Annotated in this window: 17 protein-coding genes; 12 read left to right on the top strand and 5 right to left on the bottom strand. The window is 61.7% G+C overall.

The window, feature by feature from the left end:
* The first annotated feature begins 290 nt into the window (after positions 1-290).
* Positions 291-479: a hypothetical protein gene (locus ACTAQJ_RS22435; RefSeq protein WP_442004569.1), complete on the top strand. Its 189-nt coding sequence runs from the start codon at positions 291-293 to the stop codon at positions 477-479.
* 97 nt (positions 480-576) lie between these two features.
* On the opposite strand, the gene ACTAQJ_RS22440 is transcribed toward ACTAQJ_RS22435, so the two are convergent.
* Entirely contained in the window at positions 577-1,488 is a 912-nt protein-coding gene (locus tag ACTAQJ_RS22440) for a phosphatase PAP2 family protein (protein WP_498699532.1), read from the bottom strand.
* A 314-nt stretch (positions 1,489-1,802) separates the two neighbouring features.
* Positions 1,803-4,532, bottom strand: coding sequence for an AMP-binding protein (locus ACTAQJ_RS22445; RefSeq protein WP_498699534.1), 2,730 nt, complete (start codon positions 4,530-4,532; stop codon positions 1,803-1,805).
* A gap of 190 nt (positions 4,533-4,722) precedes the next feature.
* On the opposite strand from ACTAQJ_RS22445, the gene ACTAQJ_RS22450 reads away from it, so the two are divergent.
* Genes ACTAQJ_RS22450 through ACTAQJ_RS22465 form a run of 4 tightly spaced genes read left to right on the top strand, consistent with a single transcriptional unit; the run spans position 4,723 to position 9,450 of the window.
* A complete protein-coding gene (locus tag ACTAQJ_RS22450) occupies positions 4,723-6,141 on the top strand; it encodes an ABC transporter substrate-binding protein (RefSeq protein WP_498699536.1) in 1,419 nt (472 codons plus the stop codon).
* Positions 6,138-7,103, top strand: coding sequence for a carbohydrate ABC transporter permease (locus tag ACTAQJ_RS22455; protein WP_498699538.1), 966 nt, complete (start codon positions 6,138-6,140; stop codon positions 7,101-7,103). The genes ACTAQJ_RS22450 and ACTAQJ_RS22455 overlap by 4 nt, the downstream gene beginning before the upstream one ends.
* Positions 7,104-7,111: 8 nt before the next feature.
* A complete protein-coding gene (locus tag ACTAQJ_RS22460; RefSeq protein ID WP_498699540.1) occupies positions 7,112-7,984 on the top strand; it encodes a carbohydrate ABC transporter permease in 873 nt (290 codons plus the stop codon).
* 23 nt (positions 7,985-8,007) lie between these two features.
* Positions 8,008-9,450 (top strand): glycoside hydrolase family 32 protein, encoded by a 1,443-nt coding sequence (locus ACTAQJ_RS22465; protein WP_498699543.1) that lies wholly within the window; start codon positions 8,008-8,010, stop codon positions 9,448-9,450.
* A 170-nt stretch (positions 9,451-9,620) separates the two neighbouring features.
* Here ACTAQJ_RS22465 and ACTAQJ_RS22470 read toward each other — a convergent pair whose 3' ends face one another.
* On the bottom strand, positions 9,621-10,673 hold the full coding sequence (locus ACTAQJ_RS22470; RefSeq protein ID WP_498699546.1) for a LacI family DNA-binding transcriptional regulator: 1,053 nt from the start codon (positions 10,671-10,673) through the stop codon (positions 9,621-9,623).
* 99 nt (positions 10,674-10,772) lie between these two features.
* Between ACTAQJ_RS22470 and ACTAQJ_RS22475 the strand changes: the two genes are divergently transcribed.
* Positions 10,773-11,114 (top strand): DUF5655 domain-containing protein, encoded by a 342-nt coding sequence (locus ACTAQJ_RS22475; protein WP_498699548.1) that lies wholly within the window; start codon positions 10,773-10,775, stop codon positions 11,112-11,114.
* Between the two features lie 16 nt (positions 11,115-11,130).
* Here ACTAQJ_RS22475 and ACTAQJ_RS22480 read toward each other — a convergent pair whose 3' ends face one another.
* Positions 11,131-11,751: a DUF2510 domain-containing protein gene (locus ACTAQJ_RS22480; protein ID WP_498699550.1), complete on the bottom strand. Its 621-nt coding sequence runs from the start codon at positions 11,749-11,751 to the stop codon at positions 11,131-11,133.
* Positions 11,752-11,855: 104 nt separating this feature from the next.
* On the opposite strand from ACTAQJ_RS22480, the gene ACTAQJ_RS22485 reads away from it, so the two are divergent.
* Complete coding sequence (locus ACTAQJ_RS22485; RefSeq protein WP_498699552.1) at positions 11,856-12,464, top strand: hypothetical protein; 609 nt, start codon at positions 11,856-11,858, stop codon at positions 12,462-12,464.
* 23 nt (positions 12,465-12,487) lie between these two features.
* Here ACTAQJ_RS22485 and ACTAQJ_RS22490 read toward each other — a convergent pair whose 3' ends face one another.
* Positions 12,488-13,027: a P-loop nucleotide/nucleoside kinase family protein gene (locus ACTAQJ_RS22490; RefSeq protein ID WP_477514710.1), complete on the bottom strand. Its 540-nt coding sequence runs from the start codon at positions 13,025-13,027 to the stop codon at positions 12,488-12,490.
* 186 nt (positions 13,028-13,213) lie between these two features.
* On the opposite strand from ACTAQJ_RS22490, the gene ACTAQJ_RS22495 reads away from it, so the two are divergent.
* The 5 genes from ACTAQJ_RS22495 (at position 13,214) to ACTAQJ_RS22515 (ending at position 19,595) form a co-directional block, all read left to right on the top strand.
* A complete protein-coding gene (locus ACTAQJ_RS22495; RefSeq protein ID WP_498699554.1) occupies positions 13,214-14,230 on the top strand; it encodes a LacI family DNA-binding transcriptional regulator in 1,017 nt (338 codons plus the stop codon).
* A 169-nt stretch (positions 14,231-14,399) separates the two neighbouring features.
* Positions 14,400-15,695, top strand: coding sequence for a sugar ABC transporter substrate-binding protein (locus tag ACTAQJ_RS22500; RefSeq protein WP_498699556.1), 1,296 nt, complete (start codon positions 14,400-14,402; stop codon positions 15,693-15,695).
* 2 nt (positions 15,696-15,697) lie between these two features.
* On the top strand, positions 15,698-16,657 hold the full coding sequence (locus ACTAQJ_RS22505) for a carbohydrate ABC transporter permease (protein WP_498699558.1): 960 nt from the start codon (positions 15,698-15,700) through the stop codon (positions 16,655-16,657).
* Between the two features lie 12 nt (positions 16,658-16,669).
* Positions 16,670-17,563, top strand: a complete 894-nt coding sequence (locus ACTAQJ_RS22510; protein WP_498699559.1) for a carbohydrate ABC transporter permease — start codon at positions 16,670-16,672, stop codon at positions 17,561-17,563.
* 106 nt (positions 17,564-17,669) lie between these two features.
* Positions 17,670-19,595, top strand: coding sequence for a discoidin domain-containing protein (locus ACTAQJ_RS22515; RefSeq protein WP_498699561.1), 1,926 nt, complete (start codon positions 17,670-17,672; stop codon positions 19,593-19,595).
* Positions 19,596-19,632 lie beyond the last annotated feature (37 nt).

Below are 19,632 nucleotides of genomic sequence, written 5' to 3' on the forward strand. Positions count from 1 at the left end.
GGTCAGGAATGGGCCGAAAGGGCGTAGCCTGAGCTTTGAGGATATTCGCTCCTAACGCTGGGCCATTCCGTGGCGCATCTTGGGGCCACCCGCCTGGAGGTTGGGTTCGCTCAATGTACGTACACATTCTGTGCGGCCTGCACATTCAATTTCACTTGCGGTAAATCGCAGCGAGTCCCATCCAACTAACCCATCATTGAAGGGCAGTGCTGATAAGAATGCACATCAGGGAAATTTGGAACCAGCTTTCTCCGGATACGCGGCAATGGCTTATCGACAATCCCGGGAGCATGATCATCCCGCGTACGGTTACGGCCAAGCTCAACCATGAAAGTGGTGAGGATGGTCCTGTTGACGGGCACGGAGGCACATTGCTGACCGAAGATGACCGGGAATTCATCCAGGATCAAGCACGGGCCAGCAAGAAGGAGTACGCCGGGGATCCCAGGTTCTTCGATTCTGTCCGCCCGGAGGACTGAGCGCAACCAAACAAGCGGCCAGTTCCATGCCGGCAGCGCGCCTTGAGCGTCGCTTGAAAGCCTGGCTGCCGCCGTCGAGCCTTAAAGCTCTGGTGCCCTAGCGCTTCCTGGCCGCCAGGCCGAACAGCCACGTCCCGCCAAGGGCGGAAAGGTATCCCGCAACCACAATGAATGCAGTCCCGGCCCAGAAGTAGTCAACCGTACTGTCCGCGCTGAGTCCCGGCATGACCTGGAGCAGTGAGTAGCCGGCGACGATAGCCGCCAGGAGCAAGGCAATGGCGGTCAACCACACCCAGAGCCGCGACGCTGCCCAGTGCTCGCCGTAGCCTTTCCAAACATTCCAGTCACTGCCGCTGCGAAGGATCAGCCATCCGGCAGGAAGCATGACGGCGCCCACCACGAGGAAGGCGGCTACGACATCGGAGGGTCGATGCCATTGGTTGATGAGTGTCGAAACCCCGGTGGCCACGGCGAAGGTGCTGCCGAGGAATCCTGCGAGAGGCCGCCAGCGGGGCGAGACCATGAGGAAGACCGCCGCAGCAGCAGACGCCGCCAATGTTGTGTGGCCGGAGGGGAGTGAGTTGAGTTCAAGTGTTTGAACGCCGCGGTCGGGCCTGTCTGGGATAAAAAGCTTCAATACTTGTGTGGCCAGGTTGGCGGCGATGCAGGCTGCTACGGCAATCCCGGCTGCAGCCCAACGGCGACGCGCAACGGTCACGAAGAGCACCACGATGATAGCGATCGCCAGTGACAGAATGGGCAGCATATCCAGGAATTTCGTGGACGCCCTGCCTGCAGATCCGCTCAGTTCAGTGGCCTCGACCAAAGCAGACTCGTCGATGAACTGACCCATGGTGGTCCGCACGAAGAAGTAGTAAGTGACCACCAAGCCCAGGATGCTGGCCAGGGTACCCAAGCCGAAAAGCAGCCCTGTACCGACGCCGGGCTTGCGACCTTGTGCTGACCGGTCAGGGGACATCGCTATGGGGCGGGACTGCTGGGAACTCATTGAATCAAGACTGCCACAGTTCGCTGGAAGGCTCATGTGAGGACGGATCTGGCGCGGCGCGCGTACCGGCGCGTATACCAATAGGGCGCCTTATGGTCAAGGGCGAATCAGCCTATTCTTAACCTATGGAACCTACTACAGGCCTGATGCTGGCGTTGCTGGCTGTGATTGTCTGGCTGGGGATAACCATTGTGCCGCTGCTGCTGCTGGCTCCGTCGCATTCCCGGCGGGACGGTGGCACCTCCGCGAATCGGAGGGGCCGCCGTGAGGGTCATCCGCGGGCGTTTTCGGGCGCGCGACCGGTCTTCTCACACTCATCCGCGAGAACGCGATCGATGCGGCATCCTCGCATCCAGCACTGAAACGCCACCCTGCCGCGAAAGCCCGTCCGGCCGCGAAACCCCGTCCGGCCACGGGCCGGAAGAATTGACGTGGCGCCGCCTTTGTCGGTCGCGAAGCCACCGCTCGATGCTGCCCATGGCGCGCGTCGCCGTCGCCCAGTAGGCCACGCCCACCAACAATGATGCCGCGAGGGCCAGCCCTTTGTGAGCCTCTTCAAAGAGCGGATACACCAGCCAGTGCGTGACGTAGATATACAGGGACGAGCTGGCCAGAAGAGCCGTGATGCGGTGCAGGCCGCGCGGCACGGGCAAAGTAGGAATCCAGAGGAGGATGAGGAAACCTACCAGGATGGTGGCGCTGCGGTATTCATTGCTGAAGGACCCCGGGGTGGTCAAGAGAGCGAAGGCTGTCATGGCGGCGCGTTGCCACCACTCCCGCGATACAGCAGCGGCCCATCCGAAGGCGAACAGCCACAGGACGGGCCCTTGGCCAGGGTAGGGCAACTCGATGATATCGAAGCGTTGCAGGAGGTCGATGCCGGCCAACGCGAGTGGAAACGCCCATGGCCATCTGCGTGCAGCCCGGTCCACCGCGGGTATGGCCAGCAGGAGAGCCAACCCGATCAGGATGTGAACCAGCACTTCAACGAACCAGAAGCGGGACATATCCGTCCACCCCTGGGGGCCAACGATTGAGTTCAACAAGAACACGTTGTGCCAGCCGTAGTCGTCAGTGACGGCGAACGCGACGCCGATGACCAGGACGCTGGGTACGACGATCCTCGTGACGGCACGCAATTGCCTCCGGAGCCGTTCGCGCCGGGATCCCGTTAGTTGGAAGCGGGCAAAGTTGTAGCCGGCCACCGCCATCAGCACGTGGGCGGTGCCTTCCCAGGAGAAGAACTTGATGTGCGTGGCCACGATGAAAATGATGGCCACCGCGCGCAGCACGATCCCCGTCTCCATGCGTGCTGACAACTTCCCCCGCCAGTTCCGGAGAAATTTCCGGCCAGTTGCGCCCGCATCTTCGTGCGCTGGGTGGGCTGGATGGCCTGCGGCTTCGGGCGCCGGGACAAGCTCGCAAATCGGCATGAGGTGCCACCCTTGCGGGATGCAGCCAAGTGCACGCTCGAGCCTTACCGACGCCGCCACGTAGGAGAGCGAATCCCCGCCGAGGGAAACGAAGCTGTCAGTCGCTGTGATGTCCCTGCGTTCCAGGACCTCGGCGAAAATCTCGAGCACAGTCTCTGTGCCCGGGATGGATTCTGTTCCGGGGTGGAGTTCTGTGTGGGCAGACAGGGGCTCCGACTGGGCAGACAGGGGCTTCGGCGGCGCAGACAACTCAAGGATGGCCGGATAGTCAGGCTTCCCATTGCCCAGCCGTGGAATGTCGGGCACCGGATGCAGCTGGACGGCCGCGCGGGGGACACCCAGATCCTGCGCAAGGCTCTTGGCGACCAAAGCAAGATCGTGGTGGCCCTCCACAGCCACAACCACGACGTCGTCTGAACCAGCGGCAGCGGCGGTCAGGCCAAGATCTGCAAGGAGTCGCTCAACACGTCCCAGGTCAACCCGCAGCCCAACGATCTTCACGAAGCGGCTGCGCCTGCCCACAATCTCGTAGAGTTCCTCAGGGCCGAGCCGGGCGAGGTCGCCGGTATGGAGCTCTGTGATTTCCCGGCCAAGGGCCAGGTCTTCCGGCTTCTCGGCATAGCCCAGCATGACGTTGGGGCCGGTGTAGACGAGCTCCCAGTCATCCAGCCCCGGCACTGGTTCGAGCCGGAATTCTCCTCCGGGAATCGCGACCCCAATGGCATGTGGATGCTCCGCGGCCAGGTCCGGAGGCAAGTAGGCCATGCGGGCGGTGGCCTCGGTCTGCCCGTACATGACGAAAAGGTCCCAGCCCCGCTCCCGACCCAACTCTGCATAGGATCGGACGCGCTCTGGAGCAAGTCGACCTCCAGCCTGGGTGATGTAGCGGAGGGTCGGAACATCCATGTGCTCAAATCCCACACGGTCCAGAAGCTCGAAAGTGTAGGGGACGGCGGCGAATGACGTGACGCCCTCGGAGCGGACCAAGTCCCAAAAACATGGGTCCACAACGGAGAGCTCCGTCAACGCCAGGGACGCTCCCACCAGCAGGTGGCTGTTCACCACGCTCATCCCATAGCAGTAGGAGAGTGGAAGCGTTGTGGCGGCAGTATCGCTAGGACGCAGGTGCAGGTATTGTGCGATGGCCTCTGCGTTCGCCTGAATGGAAGCCGCGGAAAGGCGAACGAGTTTCGGCGAGCCAGTAGACCCTGAAGTGCTCACCAAAAGGGCCAGATCCGGGTGCAATTGGTGTGCCGTCTCGTGGCGCCGCACGTTCAGGACAGGCTCGCCGTTGGAGGATCGCGCAATGATGTCTGGATCGTAGGCGGCAATGAGTGTTTCGGCTGCTTTTCCACCGCCGGCGGGCAGTATGAGCAACGGATGGCCTGATGCCAGGGCTGCGAGATACACCGTTAGAGACGGCAAGGTGTTATCGGCTTCAAGGGCAACCAAGCGGCGCTCAGGGCCGAGTTGGCGTGCCATATCCTCTACGCGCCCGGCCAGGTCGCGGTAGCTGATGGAGCTGTGCCCGGTGCTGATGGCGGTACGGTCGCCGAAGGACGCCAGGTTGGTGGCGAACGACATTCGGGCCACATCCGGTTGTGTAGTCACGAGAGACTATGTAACAAGGTAAACCTAACCTAACTCAACTGGATAATGCTTTGGCGAAGAATCATGACGCGGCGCCGGCCCTCCACGCCGGGGCGGTGAGGGTGAGGTTAGTGCAACATTCCCGTGACGATTGACACGTGTTAGGTAGCAGGAATAGGCTACCTCACACGTGTTAGGGAAGGGAATCTACATGCCGGGAACCAATGAGGCTTTGCGACAATTCACACGCAGAACCGCCCTCACAGCCCTCGGTGCCGGGATAGTCGGAGCTACAGCGGCGTCGTGGCCGCGATTGACCGGGACCGACATTCCGGGCCGCGGAGACAACAGCCTCAGCATCGCCATCATGGGCACCGCCGCAGACGCCGCGGCCCGCCAGAAGGTCATCGACGCGTTCGCCAAGGTCCACCCAGAGATCAAGGTCAAGGTCCAGGCCATCCAGGCCGTGGACTGGAAGGACTTCTTCACCAAGATCCTCACCATGGTGGCAGCAGGCACGCCACCGGACGTTGTGTACGTGGCCACAGAAGGTGCCCAGCTCTTCGCTGAGAAGCTGGCCCACCCGTTGGACGAATATCTGCGCCGCGACGCCGACCACATGAAGGAGTACTTCGAGGACGTTCACCCCAGCCTTGTGGAAGCCTTCATGTACAAAGGCAGCCTCTTCCAGCTCCCCATCGACTGGAATGCCGCCAACATGTACTACAACACCGCGTCACTCCGTCAGGCTGGATTGGAACGCCCCGCGGACGACTGGACGCACCTGGACTTCCGCAGCACCCTGGCTGCGATGAAGAAGGCCAAACCGCAGGACTTCACCCCGTATTACTGGACCAACCGCCTCTTCGGTGGAGTGGTGCCGTGGCTCTATGCCAACGAGACGAGCTTCCTCAAGGAAACCAAGTCCACCGGCGGCGAATGGCTTTGGGATGGCTTCTACGCCAACGACCCCTCACGCAGCCTCCGCTCCGGTGGCTACCAGTGGCTCGAACCCAACGCTAACGACCCCCGGGTCTTCGAATCCTTCGACTACCTCCGCGGCCTGGTCAAGGACGGACTGGGTGTCCGGCCTGAGGAAGGCGGCGGCAGCGCACTGATCGGTCTCTTCGCCTCCAACAGGATAGGTACGACGCCGGCGGGCGGCTATTGGGTACAGGGCCTCCACGAGGCGGGGATGACAGAGAACGACTTCGACGTCCAGTTCTTCCCGAAATGGCGGACCCAGCGCCACCAATTCGGCACGGCAGGCTATGCGATCATGAAGACCGCCAAGGACAAGGACGCAGCCTGGGAATGGGTGAAGTTCAGCTCCAGCAAAGAGGCCATGCAGATCGTGTTCCCCACACCGAACACCACTCCCGCACGCCGTTCCATGGTCAACGAGGAACTCTACGCAGGCACCGGTCCACGGAACTGGAAGGTCTTCTACGAGACCCTGGACAAGTTCCCCACCACAGGTCCTATTCCGGCACCACCCCAGCAGGCCGCCGTCGAAACGGCCCTCATGAAAAACGTATCCCTGGCTGTCAGCGGGGACGAGCGCCAACTCAAGCAGGCCCTCGAATCAATGCAGCGCGATCTTGAACTGGCCCTGAGGAGGCAGCCATGAGTACCGCCACGAGCACCCCCACCGGGACCGGGAAGCAGCCGGGCGGCCGTCAGGCCTCCCACAAGCACAGCCAGCCCTCCAAGCGTGGCCGCGTCCAGCAACGCTGGCTGCCATGGGCTTTCCTTGCCCCGACCATCGTGGGCATGGGCATCTTCACCCTGCTGCCAATCGTCGCGTCCGTGGCGCTCGCCTTCTTCCGCTGGGACATCATCTCCGCGCCGACGTTCGTGGGTTTCGATAACTTCGCCGAGGTAGTCCAGGACCCGACCGTCCGAGTCTCGTTCCTCAACACCATCATGTTCGTGATCGTGGCCGTAGCCCTCCAGCTGGGACTAGCGCTGGGCCTGGCGATCATGGTGCAGGAGAAACTCCCGGCCTGGCTGAGGGTGTTCTTCCGCTCCGCCTTCTTCTTCCCACTGATCCTGTCCGCAGCTTCGGTGTCCATCTTCATGCGCTATCTCTTCAACGAGCAGTTCGGCGTGGTGAACTGGCTGCTCTCGCTAGTCGGCGTCCCAGCGGTACCGTGGCTGACGACGCCAGGTGGTTCGGCCGCCGTCGTGATTCTTGTGTACGTGTGGCAGAACTTCGGTTTCTCGTTCCTGCTCTTTGTTGGTGGGCTTGCCTCGATCCCGGTGGAGACGTACGAAGCCGCATCGATCGATGGCGCCACGGGCTGGCGCAAGCATTTCTACGTGACGTTGCCGCTGCTGAGCCCCACCACCTTGGTGGCATCGGTGATGGCCATCATCAACGCGCTGCAAGTATTCGATCAGCCCTACGTGCTCACACGCGGTGGGCCAGGGGATTCGACGCGTACCGCCGTCATGGTGATCTTCGAATCCGCGTTCCAACGCCTCGAATTCGGCGAGGCCTCGGCGATCGGCGTGATCCTGACGCTCATCATCATGGCCATCACAGCCGCGCAGTTCCGGCTCAGCAAACGATTCGTCTTCTACCAGTAAGGCCCGCCATGACCCTCATTTCAGAACGTGTTGAAACCACGGCGCCTGTGGCTACGCGCAAGAAGCGCGACTGGTCAGTTGCCGGGCGGGTCGCCGCCTTGCTGATCGCAGCCGTCTTTGTCCTGGGCCCCGTTCTCTGGACGCTATCCACCTCGCTGCGACCGCCGTCGGAATCCTTCAAACTGCCACCGGCATTCCTGCCACTGAACCCGGACCTGGCGTCCTACCAGCAGGTGTTCAAGCAACTCAACATTGTGGGACTGGTACTGAACAGTGCCCTGGTCACCGGACTGATCGCCGTCGGGCAGATGCTCACCGCAGCCCTTGCCGGTTACGCGTTCGCGCACCTTCGTTTCAGGGGACGCGGTGCCCTGTTCTCGATCGTGCTGGCCACCATGATGGTGCCCGCGCAGGTGACGATCGTGCCGGTGTTCATGCTGATCCGTGGCGTCGGGCTCTCGGACACGCTGCTCGCCCTGATCATTCCGGCCATCCCGACGGCGTTTGGCACCTTCCTGATGCGCCAGTACTTCCTGGGATTGCCGGGTGAGCTCGCTGAAGCGGCTGCGATCGACGGCGCCTCGCCGTGGCGCACCTTCCGCTCGGTGTACGCACCGCTGGCTGTGCCGGGCCTGGCGATCGTGGGCATCCTGGCGTTCAACTTCCACTGGAACGAGTTCTTCAGGCCACTCATCATGACCATCTCCGAGCAAAACTTCACACTGCCGCTGGGCCTGGTATCGCTGCAGGGCAACCTCGGCACCGGAAGCATCTCCGTGGTGCTGGCAGGCGTCGTCCTCTCCATGATTCCCGCGCTGGTGGTGTTCATGTTCGGCCAGCGCGCACTGCAGGACGGACTCACCGCTGGAACGGGCAAGTAGCTTCTCTGATTGAAAGGGTTCCAGTGACGGACCTTGCATTTTTTGATTCCCTGTTGTCTGCCTCGACGCACCCGGATCCGGCCTTCCCGCGCTTCCACCCGCGCCCGGCCCAAGGCTGGATCAACGACCCCAACGGCATCAGCTACATCAACGGCCGGTACCACGTCTTCTTCCAGTACAACCCCTCGTCTGCGCGGCACTCACAGATCAACTGGGGCCATGTGAGTTCCTCTGACCTGGTCCATTGGGAAGAACACCCCGTTGCGCTTTCGCCCCAGCCGGGCGGTCCGGATTCCGCGGGCTGCTGGACCGGTGTGGTGACCTCTGACGATGGTGTGCCGACCGCTTGTTATTCGGGTGTCCAAGACCACGGCGGCCATTCGCAGGTAGTCATTGCACGCGGTTCTTCCGACCTGGTGACCTGGGAGCAGACCGGCCACGTTGCTGCATCCATGCCCTCCGATCCTCTGGTCACAGCCGTGCGCGATCCGTTCATCTTCCACTTCAACGGTGCTCGGTACGCCATCCAGGGAGCGGGTCTATCTGATGGGCGCGCCGCTTTGCTGCTGTACACAGTGGAGGACACGGACTCCTGGAAGTACGAGGGCATCTGGCTAACTTCTGCTGACCCCGTAGCTGCCGTTCACACTCCTGCCGAGATTTGGGAGTGCCCGCAACTGGTGCAAGTGCCTGACTCTTCCGGCGGCTCCGCCTGGGTGATGATGTTCTCGCTCTGGCTGTCCGGCGATGACCACGAGCACGCCAACGGGGTTGGGCACCTGATCGGTTCCCTTTCCTCGGACCGCGCCACGGGGTTGCCTGTGTTTGTGCCGTTCTCCGGTGGGAAGTCGGATCTTGGGCGCGACTTCTATGCACCGCAGATTGTCCAGCTCTCTTATGGTTCCTCTGCTTCTTCGCCTGCTGCGTTGTTGTGGGGGTGGGCCAACGAAGGCCCCGGACGCGACGGTCGCCGTGGCCGCACCCAGGAAGAAATCGACGACGTCGGATGGTCGGGCGTGCTGACACATCCTCGCGTTCTGTCCTTGGTTGACGGGGCGTTGGCTGTTTCCCCGGCGCCCGAGGTGTTGGCATACAGGGGTGCTGCTGTTTTTGAGGGTGCTGCTGGTGCTTCGGATCCTGCAGGCTCGGTGGTGGTTCCCGCATTTGCCGAGGTGCTCGTGACTGGTGGTGCGGTGAATTCTGGTGCTGTGGCGTCCGGTGACGTGGAGCTCGTGCTCCTCTCGGGTTCAGATGACTCGGGGGACAAGCGGCAAGTGGTCTATTCGGGTTCGTTGGCTGTGGGGGAGGAGCTTCGGATCTTCATCGATGCTTCCCTGGTGGAGGTCTACCGCACGGGTTCGGTCGCCACGACGCTTCGCGCGTACCCGGCGCCCGGCGAGGAGTGGCAGCTCACCCTGCCCACCGGCGCGACTGCCAACGTGTGGGAGTTGACGCTCCCCGATTAGGCGGCAGGCCGACGTCGCGCGTTGTGGGGCCTGGTTTGCATCCCCACCACCTCCCTAACTTCGCAAGCTCAGCCAGGGAACCCGGGTGGTGTGGGCCCTATTTGACGTGGGAAACCCGCTATTTCGTTGTTGCCCAGCAACGGGGTTGCCCAGAGGTTCAGTCCGCGTGCTCAGCGCGTTGGCGCAGGGCCGGTTGATTCCCGGATAACCAGCTGGCAGGGGACCATCGTTTCCACGCTCGTGTCTTCCATACCCGCAGACAGGCCTTCGATCGTGTCAAGAAGCGTCGTCATTGCCGCGCGTCCGATCTCACGCAGCGGCAGGGCCATGGTGGTCAGGGCGGGGACCATGGTGTCCGCGATGCGTGCTTCGTCGTCGTAACCCATCACCGAGAGATCCGCCGGGATGCTGAGGCCCAAACGGGCGGCGGCCAAGGCAACGCCGACAGCCAGGCGGTCATTCGCGCACATGATGGCCGTGGGCCGCTCAGCCGGGGACACGCCGTCGAGCAGTTTCATGGCGCCGTGGAAACCGGCGTCGATGTCCCAACCCGCCATGGTGATCCTGTCCGCGCGAACCGACAGGCCCGCAGCGGCAAACGCATCCCGGTAGCCCTCAACGCGCAGGGGAGCGGCCGGGGACTCCTCAGCGCCAGCGAGCAAGGCGATGTCCCGATGGCCCAACTGCAGCAGGTGCTCGGTAGCGTCCCTGCCGCCAGTGATTTCGTCCGGGATGACGTGATGAAGTTGAGGTTTGGGGCTGCTGTCGTAGCAATTGGCCAGGACTGACGGGACCCGCAGCATGCCGTGGGGGACGTCGAGCGGCTTCAAACCCACAGTCACGTACATGAGCCCATCCACTTGGCGGTCCAGGAGGGTTTCGATTGCGCTCGCGTCCCGGGCGGCGTCGCGCTCGGTGTCCATGACCACGGTGACGAAACCGCGGCTACGGGCGACGTCGTCCGCGCCGCCGATGATGTTGCCATCGAAGGGGCTCACCACAACTTCGTCGGACACGATGCCGATCACCCGGGAGCGCTGGTTCCGCAGGCTGAGCGCGATCGCGTTGGGGGAGTAGTTGAGTTCCTGTGCGGCCAAACGGATCCGGTCCTGGCTCTCCTTGGCCACGTTGCCATCGCCGCGGCCATTGAGCACCAGCGAGACCGCGCTCCTGGACACCCCCGCCCTCTTGGCGACGTCCAGTGCAGTGGCCTTGCGGTTCATCGGGAGGTCCTTCCATCCGTCATTTGTCAGCAGTCTACCTAACGCGTGTGAGGACTTGTGCGGCCGCCGGTTCAGGGAAGCGACACCTATGCTGGCAGCATGGCACGCACCGCTAAAGAGCGCATTGAAAGTGACACTGCTTCATCCCGTATTTTCCAAGCACTCATGGATTCACTCTCCGAGTTGGAAGACTGGGAATTACAGGAGAACGCCTCCTCTTTCCACGTCACGCATGGGCGCGCGTTTCTGGGGATCCATCCTCGTCGTGGCGGCATTCTGGTCAACATAGTTCTCGACAGCGAGCTTGAGTCAGATCGTGTTCACCGGGCTGAGCGAGTATCCAGTAGTCGTTGGCACAACGAAGTCATCGTGAAGGACGCCACTGAGATCGATGCCGAGTTCCTGGGCTGGGTTCGTGCGGCGTATGCGCTGACTGCGTAAAACCGGTGTCAGGACATCAGGCGTTGATCGAATATCCGAACTGGGAATACAGCGATTGCATCATGTTAGCCATCCAGATGCCGGTCACGATAAGGGACAAGACCACCATGCCAATGAGCGCCCACACCGGCCCCATGCCACGGCCGGGAGCTACCTTCCGGACAATCACCGTGCGGCCAATGACGTACACGACGGGGCTCAGGAAGCACCACGCCCAGTGGAAGGGACGCACGACGCCGGAACGCGCCAGCCGCCGATGGTCCAAGTAGGCCATCAGGACAGACACGCCATAAACAATGAGCCCCGAGGCTTGTAGCAGGAAGTAGCCAGGCGTGTACATCGACATTGGATCGATGGTAGTGGTGCCCTGCCTGGTGGTGATGGTTCGGAACTCGGGCTGCCAGGTAAGCAGCAGCAGGAGCGACACCAGCGGCAGCAGCACCAAGGCCCAAATGAAGGGGTTGTACACCGGCGTCTGGTTGCTGATCAGGACCCGCTGGAGCGGCATGAACTGCTGGCCGGCTGGTGCCAAATGTGGCGTCCATTGAACTCCGTCCCACCAGCGCATCTGCTGCGGAAAGGAAGGATCCGGGTACCAGCCGGCGGGCGTCGTGGAACCGTTGGGTGCGTGCGTCATATTTCCCCTGAAAATGAGTCGTGAATCAGAGGATAGCGCGGTTCTCTTCTTCCGTTCGGATGGCAACCCTCCCTTTAGCTTTCGTGGCGGTGTAAGCATGGAGCATGACGTTCTTCGACGATCTTCCAGAGCCACCCCAACGTCCGCGCCAACCCCAGCCACTCCGCCCCGGATGGTCTGGTCCGCCGTCGGACGAGTTGCCTGGGGTGGTTCACATCGGCGAGTTCGTTCACACCAGTCCGCAGATGGTGATGGCTCTGAAGCTGGTGGAGGTGTACTCCACGGGATGTGCTTTGGACCTCGTGTGGTCGGTCCGCCGTGGCGACGAGTCGGACCGGGAGTGGCGGGACGTCATGGATCGGTCCTTCAACCATCCGCGCTCAAGCCTCGATACCGGGACCGGATTGCAGCTCGGCGTCGCTTTCCCCGATGGCCGCAAGGCAGTTGCAGCCATCCACGGGCCGGCCATGTACGAAGGGACGGAGGACGTCACAGGCCCCGTCCTGACTACTCTTGGCGGCGGTGGCGGGAGCAGCACTGACGAGATCGTTCAGTCGACGGCGCACTACTGGTTGTGGCCGTTGCCGGTAGAGGGTGACACTCAATTAGTGGCTCGGTGGGATGAGCTGGGGATGCCCGAAAGTTCCCTTACCTTGTCCGGTGAGCAGTTGAGCGATGCGCTGGGCAAGATACGGAAATACTGGACGGAGTAGGTGCGGGGTTTCACATGGCTGGCCTAAATGCGCCGCCCTACAGTCATGCCAAAGGATGCTGGCAGCCTCTCCACGAGTGCGGCTGCCTCGACGGGCCCCGAGGTATCGACGCCGATCGTTTGCCCGATCCCAAGTGGACCGCTATTCGTCGACCATTCTGCCCAGTCCGGCTCACTGGGAACTATCGGATGAATCTCATGTCGCTGACGATCAACGTAGCGTCTCCAAGCGATGCTGGGAGGAACTTCACACCAGATTTCAACCACGTCCGGACTACCTGAATGAGCCAAGCCCTCAAGGACAAAATCAAGGTCGCGGGGCCGGTACCACCAGGACTCAACGATCACGCTTCCCGGAATTGCTGAGACTAGCCGCCACATCGTTTCTGAAGAAATCCCGCCCAGCCTTCTGCTGCTGATCTGTCCAGGACAGATATCCGCGAGGGCTTCCTTAATGTCGTCCTTCGACACAACAGGGATATTCATCTCCTTGCCCAGGAGCTTGCTCAGGGTGGTCTTGCCGCAGCCCGGCAGCCCATTTATCAAGATCACGGATTCAGCCATAGTTCATTGTGTCGATGTGCGCGGGGGATCTGCGACCGACATGCCAAGTGGTGCTGACGAGATCCGCTTCCGGCTTTCGCCTCTATTGTTAAGCGCATAGTCTGCGTATCTAGGGGAGTGGTGGCGGTGGTCAAGGGACCCACAGTTTACGATGTTGCGGAGCGGGCGGGGGTTTCGATTGCCACGGTGTCGTTTGCTTTCAGCCAGCCTCACAGGGTCAAGGATTCGACGAGAAATTCTGTCCTGGATGCGGCTCGTGACCTCGGGTATGTGCCCAGCGCCAGCGCCCGCGGCCTTGCCAAAGGACGAACGGGTGCCCTTGGGCTCTTTGCGTTCGACTTCCTGAATTTCCTGCCCGATGCCGAGGGTATGAAGAAGGACCGCGCCGCTGCTGTGGTGGCGCCTAATGATAATTGCCGTTTGTTTCCTGTCTGGGTTGACGAAGTCCAACGAGGCGTCCAACTGGAGAGTTTCAGCCGGGGCTACGCACTGATGATCGGCGGAGGAAACAAGGCCAGCAGCGAGCGGGCAGTGACTGACATTGCGGGGCGCGTCGACGGCCTGATCATTTTTCCGCGCACCATACCTGCAGAGATGACACGACGCATTTCGGCCCGCATTCCCGTTCTTGAACTCTCCGAACCCTCGCACGATGACGGCCTTCACCATGTGACGGTGGACAACGCCTCCGGCGTGCGGCAGCTGATGGAACACCTGCTGGGAGTTCACGGGTTCAAGAAGTTGATGTTCGTCAGCATCCCCAACGTAGAGACGGAAGCACGGTACAAGGCCTTTAGCGCTGCCATGGACGCCCACGGGTTGGACGTTCTACCCGCGTTGGAAAGCAGGCCCGGCGCCAGTGCTGTGACTGCCGAGTGGATCGCGGACCTCCGGGGCTCCGGTTCCCTCCCCGAGGCTTTCGTGTGTGCCAACGACGAAGAAGCATTGGTCGTCATGGAGACACTTAAGGCTGCCGGCGTCTCGGTGCCGGGCGAGGTTGCTGTAACAGGTTTTGACGGTGTCGTCGCCGGACGCCTGGTCAGCCCTGCATTAACTACGGTCCGCCAGCCAATGGAATTGATGGGCCGCACGGCGGTGGAGATCCTGGTGGATGCCATCTCAAGGCCCGATGCCCCACTCGTCGAGAGGCAGCTGCCGGTGCATCTTGTGGTTCGCGAAAGCTGCGGCTGCCCAAGAACGTAATCCCAACGGAGTTTCCTCCGAAACTGTTGTCAAAGTCACAGTAATGCGCTTAGATTGAGTACACCCACCGATCTAAGCGCATTGAGTCCGTTCTTTACAGGAATCTAAGCGCATAAATCGGGCGACTCTGCTACTTGGCGCTTCAAGCGTCCGATTGAAGGGAACAACGATGATCCAAACCACTGCGGACACTCGCGTCCGAATGAGGAAAATCGCGGTGCTTGGCCTTGCCGCCGGGCTGTTGCTGACCGGCTGCGGACGCGACAACCCGGCTTCCAACGGTACGGAGACCGGGAAGGCAATCGCGAGCGGCGCCGCCACCGGCACGATCAATTTATGGGCGCAGGGAGGCGAAGCGAAGTTGCTTCCTGAGCTGATGAAGGATTTCGAGGCTGAGAACCCCGGAGTGAAGGTAAACGTTACGGCCATCCCTTGGGATGCGGCCCACAACAAGTACCAGACGGCCATCGCCGGTGGAACAACTCCGGATCTTGCCCAGATGGGTACCACCTGGATGACTGATTTCAGTGATGCCTTCGATCCCAAGCCGGCAGAGCTGGATACGTCCGGGTTCTTCCCCAGCTCCGTCAAATCCACGGAGGTCGGCGGCGCTACCCTGGGCGTGCCGTGGTTCGTCGACACGCGGGTCCTGTATTACCGCAAGGACCTGGCTGCCCAGGCTGGCTACGCGGAATTCCCTAAGACGTGGGATGGCCTCACGGACATGGCGAAGGCCCTAAAGTCGCAGGATGGCGTGAAATACCCACTCCAACTGCCGGTGTCCGGTGCCGATTCCTTCCAGTCCATGCTTCCGTTCCTTTGGTCCAACGGCGCACAGTTCATCAGCGGGGACAACTCAAAGTGGACGTTCGACACCCCTGAGATTGTGGACGCACTGAAGTATTACCAGAGCTTCTTCACCGACGAGCTAGCCAACAAGAACCCCGCAACAGGGGCTGGCGCCGGCGAGGCGGCCTTTGTCAATGGCGAAGCCCCGGTATTGATCCTGGGACCATCCGGCCTCGCTCAGCTCAACACGGCCGGCGGTCCGGGCTTTGAAGAGAAGTACATGGTGGCGCCCTTCCCCAAAAAGGTCAGCGGGACGTCATTCATCGGCGGGTCAGACATGGTGGTCTTCAAGGACGCCAAGAACCGGGACGGTGCCTGGAAGCTTGCTCAGTGGCTGGCCAAGCCGGAAGTCCAGATCAAGTGGTACAAGGCATCAGGAAGCCTTCCCGCCCTGCAAAGCGCTTGGAAGGACCCGAGCCTGGCCGACGACAAGAAGCTGGCCGTGTTCGGTGAACAGTTGAAGGACACCAACTTTCCTCCCACCATCTCCACATGGACCCAGGTTTCCGCCGCCGCAGACACGCAGCTTGAACAGATCGTCAAGGCCGGCAAGGATCCCGCGGCGGCGATGAAGGACCTTCAAGCTGCGGCCGATTCAATCGGAACCGGGAAGTAACCATGACCGCCACAACGGCCACGGGGCAGACCGGCCGGACCCCGTCCGCTGGCCTGCCCCGGACGCCGGAACACCGTAGTCCAGCCGCCAGACGCCGCAGGAAAACACTGGTCGCCTGGCTGTTCGCCCTGCCATTCGTCCTCATATTCGGTGTCTTCATGCTGATGCCGCTGCTGTCCTCATTCGTGATGTCCTTCACGGACTTCACCAGCAAGGACGTCAGGAACCCCTTCAGTATCGGCTTCGTCGGCCTGGACCAATTCTCTGAGTTGTTCGCCAATCAGCAGTTCCTTCACTCGCTGCTCAACACGGGCTACTTCGTCGTCGTCGGAATCCCGTTGACCATGGCAGCGGGCCTGGCCTTGGCTGTGGCACTGAACAACGGCATTACACGGTTCCGCAGCGCCTTCAGGGTCGGCTTCTACACACCGGTGGTGACCAGCATCGTCGCCATCGCCGTCGTATGGCGGTTCATCCTGCAACCGGACGGGCTACTGAACCTCGTGCTGGGCTGGATGGGCATTGCGGGGCCGGATTGGCTGAACAGCACCGAATGGGCCATGCCGGCCATGATTCTGATGGCGGTCTGGCGGAACATGGGCACCTTGATGATCATCTTCCTGGCCGGGCTACAAAACGTCCCCACCGAGATCCTTGAAGCGGCCCAGGTGGACGGCGCCAACGCCTGGCAGAGATTCGTCAGGGTCACACTCCCTATTCTTCGCCCCACCCTACTGCTGGGCGCCGTCTTGCTCTCGGTTGGGTTCCTGCAGTTCTTTGAGGAGCCTTTCGTGATGACCAAGGGTGGTCCCCTGGACTCCACGCTCTCGGTGAGTTACTTCACCTTCAACCAGTTCGGGTTCGGTAAGTATGGCCTGGCCTCGGCCGCCAGCTACGTGCTGTTCATAGCGATAGCGCTGCTGAGCCTGATCCAATTCCGTACCCTCCGCTCCAAAGACTGAAGCGAGTAGACGATGACCAATACAAAAACCGCTCCTGCAGCGCCGGTGCGCCCGGCGCCCCACAGAGCCGTCACGACGCGCAAGCAGTCCGGCATGGGAAAACAGCCGTGGGTATATGGGGGACTGATACTTGCCGGAGCCGCAACCATATTGCCCTTTGTCTGGATGCTGCTGGGATCCTTCAAAACCCAGGGGGAGCTTCTTCGCCGACCCGTCACATGGTGGCCCCAGAACCCCACCTTGGACAACTACGTGCGCTGGTTCACCGATCTGCACATAGATCTCTTCTTCATGAACAGCCTCATCGTTGCCGTCGTCACGGTCCTGGGAAACCTTCTGTTCTGTTCAATGGTGGGCTACGCCCTGGCCAAGATGGACTTCGCGGGAAAGAAGGTCCTGTTCCTGCTGGTGATGGTGACCCTCATGGTTCCGGGCGTTGTGACATTCGTGCCACTGTTTGTCATGGTCAGCAAGCTGGGCTTGGTCAACACCTACCCGGCGCTGATCCTGCCTTTCCTCGTCTCACCTCTGGGCGTTTTTCTTATGCGGCAGTTCATGATGGGGATCCCGGATTCGCTGATCGAGGCGGCAAGGATCGACGGGGCCGGTGAATTGCGGACCTTCACCAGGATCGTTATGCCACTTTGCGGACCGCCGCTGGCCACATTGGGGATCCTCACCTTCCTCGGATCATGGAATAACTTCCTCTGGCCCCTGGTCGCTGCCCAGAGCGAGGACAAGTACACGCTGCCCGTCGCGTTGTCCCTGTTCTCGACCGGTGAAAGCGCGACAGACTACGGGCTGCTGCTGGCTGGCTCGGTGCTGGTCATCGCCCCCATCGTGGTGCTTTTCATTTGCCTGCAGCGATTCTTCATCCAAGGCGTTGCAGCGACCGGCATCAAATGAGCCCTTCACAGTCCTCCCGATACCATCACTCACATGCAAGGAAGCAGCTATGACCATCCCCGCTGAATTGTGTAGGCCAAGCCGTGAACAGCGCGCCCCGGGCGCAATGGCCAAATTTCGACGTCGGTCAGCAGCGGCGGTTGCCGCTACCGCGATCCTGGCCGCGTCCTCTGTCGGCAGCCCAGCCGTGGCGAAGGAGAAGCCGCCGCAGGCGCGCGTGTGGCTCACCACGGTGGACCAGTCCAAGCTTCTGGACGAGCAGGCTCCGGTACCGTTCGGGTCCGCTGCCTCGTCACTTCCGACGATCGTGATCGATCCCGAGACGACTTACCAGACCATGGACGGCTTTGGCGCCTCCATAACAGACTCCTCGGCCGCCGTGATCTCCGGGCTCAGTCCAGCCCAGCGGGAAGCGACCATGCGCAAGCTCTTCGACCCCCAAGCCGGGATCGGCGTTAGTTTCCTCCGCCAACCCGTGGGCTCCTCGGACTTCACGGCGGCGGCTGCGCATTACACCTACGACGACGTGCCTCTGGGCGAGACCGACTTCCCGATGGACAAGTTCAGCATCAAACACGACGAGGCGCAGATCCTGCCTCTTCTGCGCCAAGCCAAAAAACTGAACCCCGCCCTCAAGATCGTCGCAACCCCATGGAGCCCTCCGGCATGGATGAAGACGGGCGAGTCCCTTAACGGCGGGACTCTCAAAACCGGCCAGCCCTACGCCGACGCTTACGCCAAATACCTCACCAAGTTTGTGACGGCATACGCGGACGCGGGCGTACCCATCGACTATCTGACCGTGCAGAACGAACCCCAGTTCCGGAAGCCGGATGGCTATCCCGGCACGGACATGCCGGTCGCTGACGAAGCCAGGGTGATCTCTGCCCTTGGGCCCATGCTCAAACGGGAGAGCCCTGCCACCAAGATCCTCGGCTACGACCACAACTGGGCTACGCACCCGGATGACGTCGCCAACACACCCGCAGGCCAGGGCCCGGAAACCGACTACGCCTCCCAACTGCTGTCAAGCAAGGCATCGAAATGGATCGCCGGGACTGCCTTCCACTGCTACTACGGAGACCCCAGCGCCCAGACGGAGCTGCACAACCAGTTTCCCAACAAGGACATCTGGTTCACCGAATGCTCCGGTTCGCACGGCGTCGATGACCCGCCAGCTAAGTTCTTCCGCGACACCCTCACTTGGCACGCCCGCACTGTGACTTTGGGCGTCACGCGTAACTGGGCCAAAACCGCAGTGAACTGGAACATTGCCCTGGACGAAAATGGCGGCCCGCACTTGGGTGGATGCAATACCTGCACTGGGCTTGTCACATCACATCCAGACGGAACGGTGACAACGAACGCCGAGTATTACACCATCGGTCACCTGTCGAAGTTCGTGAAGCCCGGCGCCGTAAGGATCGCCAGTACCTCGTTTGGCACGGCAGGGTGGAACGGTCAGATCATGGACGCCGCATTCCGAAACCCCGACGGCTCCACCGCCCTCGTGGTGCACAACGAAAACGACGAACCTCGCTCGTTCGCCGTATCGGTGGGCTCCCGCTCATTCGAGTACACCCTGCCCGGAGGCGCATTGGCGACCTTCACTTGGCCGCCGTCGAAAGCACTCGAGGACGACCTCGCACCGGTGGACATCACCGGCGCGACGGCGACCGCGACGAGTTCTGCAGCAGACGCACCGCTGGCCATCGACGGGGACGCTTCCACCCGCTGGTCAAGTGGCCAGGCGCAGGCGGCAGGCCAGAACCTCACCGTCGACTTGGGCAAAGTAAAGAAGTTCAGCCGCGTCGCGGTGGATTCCGGAGGCAACCTCGGAGACTACGCCCGCAACTGGCAGCTCGAAACCTCGGCTGATGGCACGAACTGGGCCCTCAAAGCCAGTGGCACTGGCACCGCGCAGCTAACGAACATCGACATGGCAGCGACCAACGCCCGCTATATACGCATCTCTTCCACAGGCGACGCTGGCAACTGGTGGAGCGTCGCTGACGTGCGCCTATACAGCTGAATTTCAGGGACCACCCTCACCGCGCTTAGTGGCAAGA

This window comes from Arthrobacter sp. alpha11c, assembly GCF_054149985.1.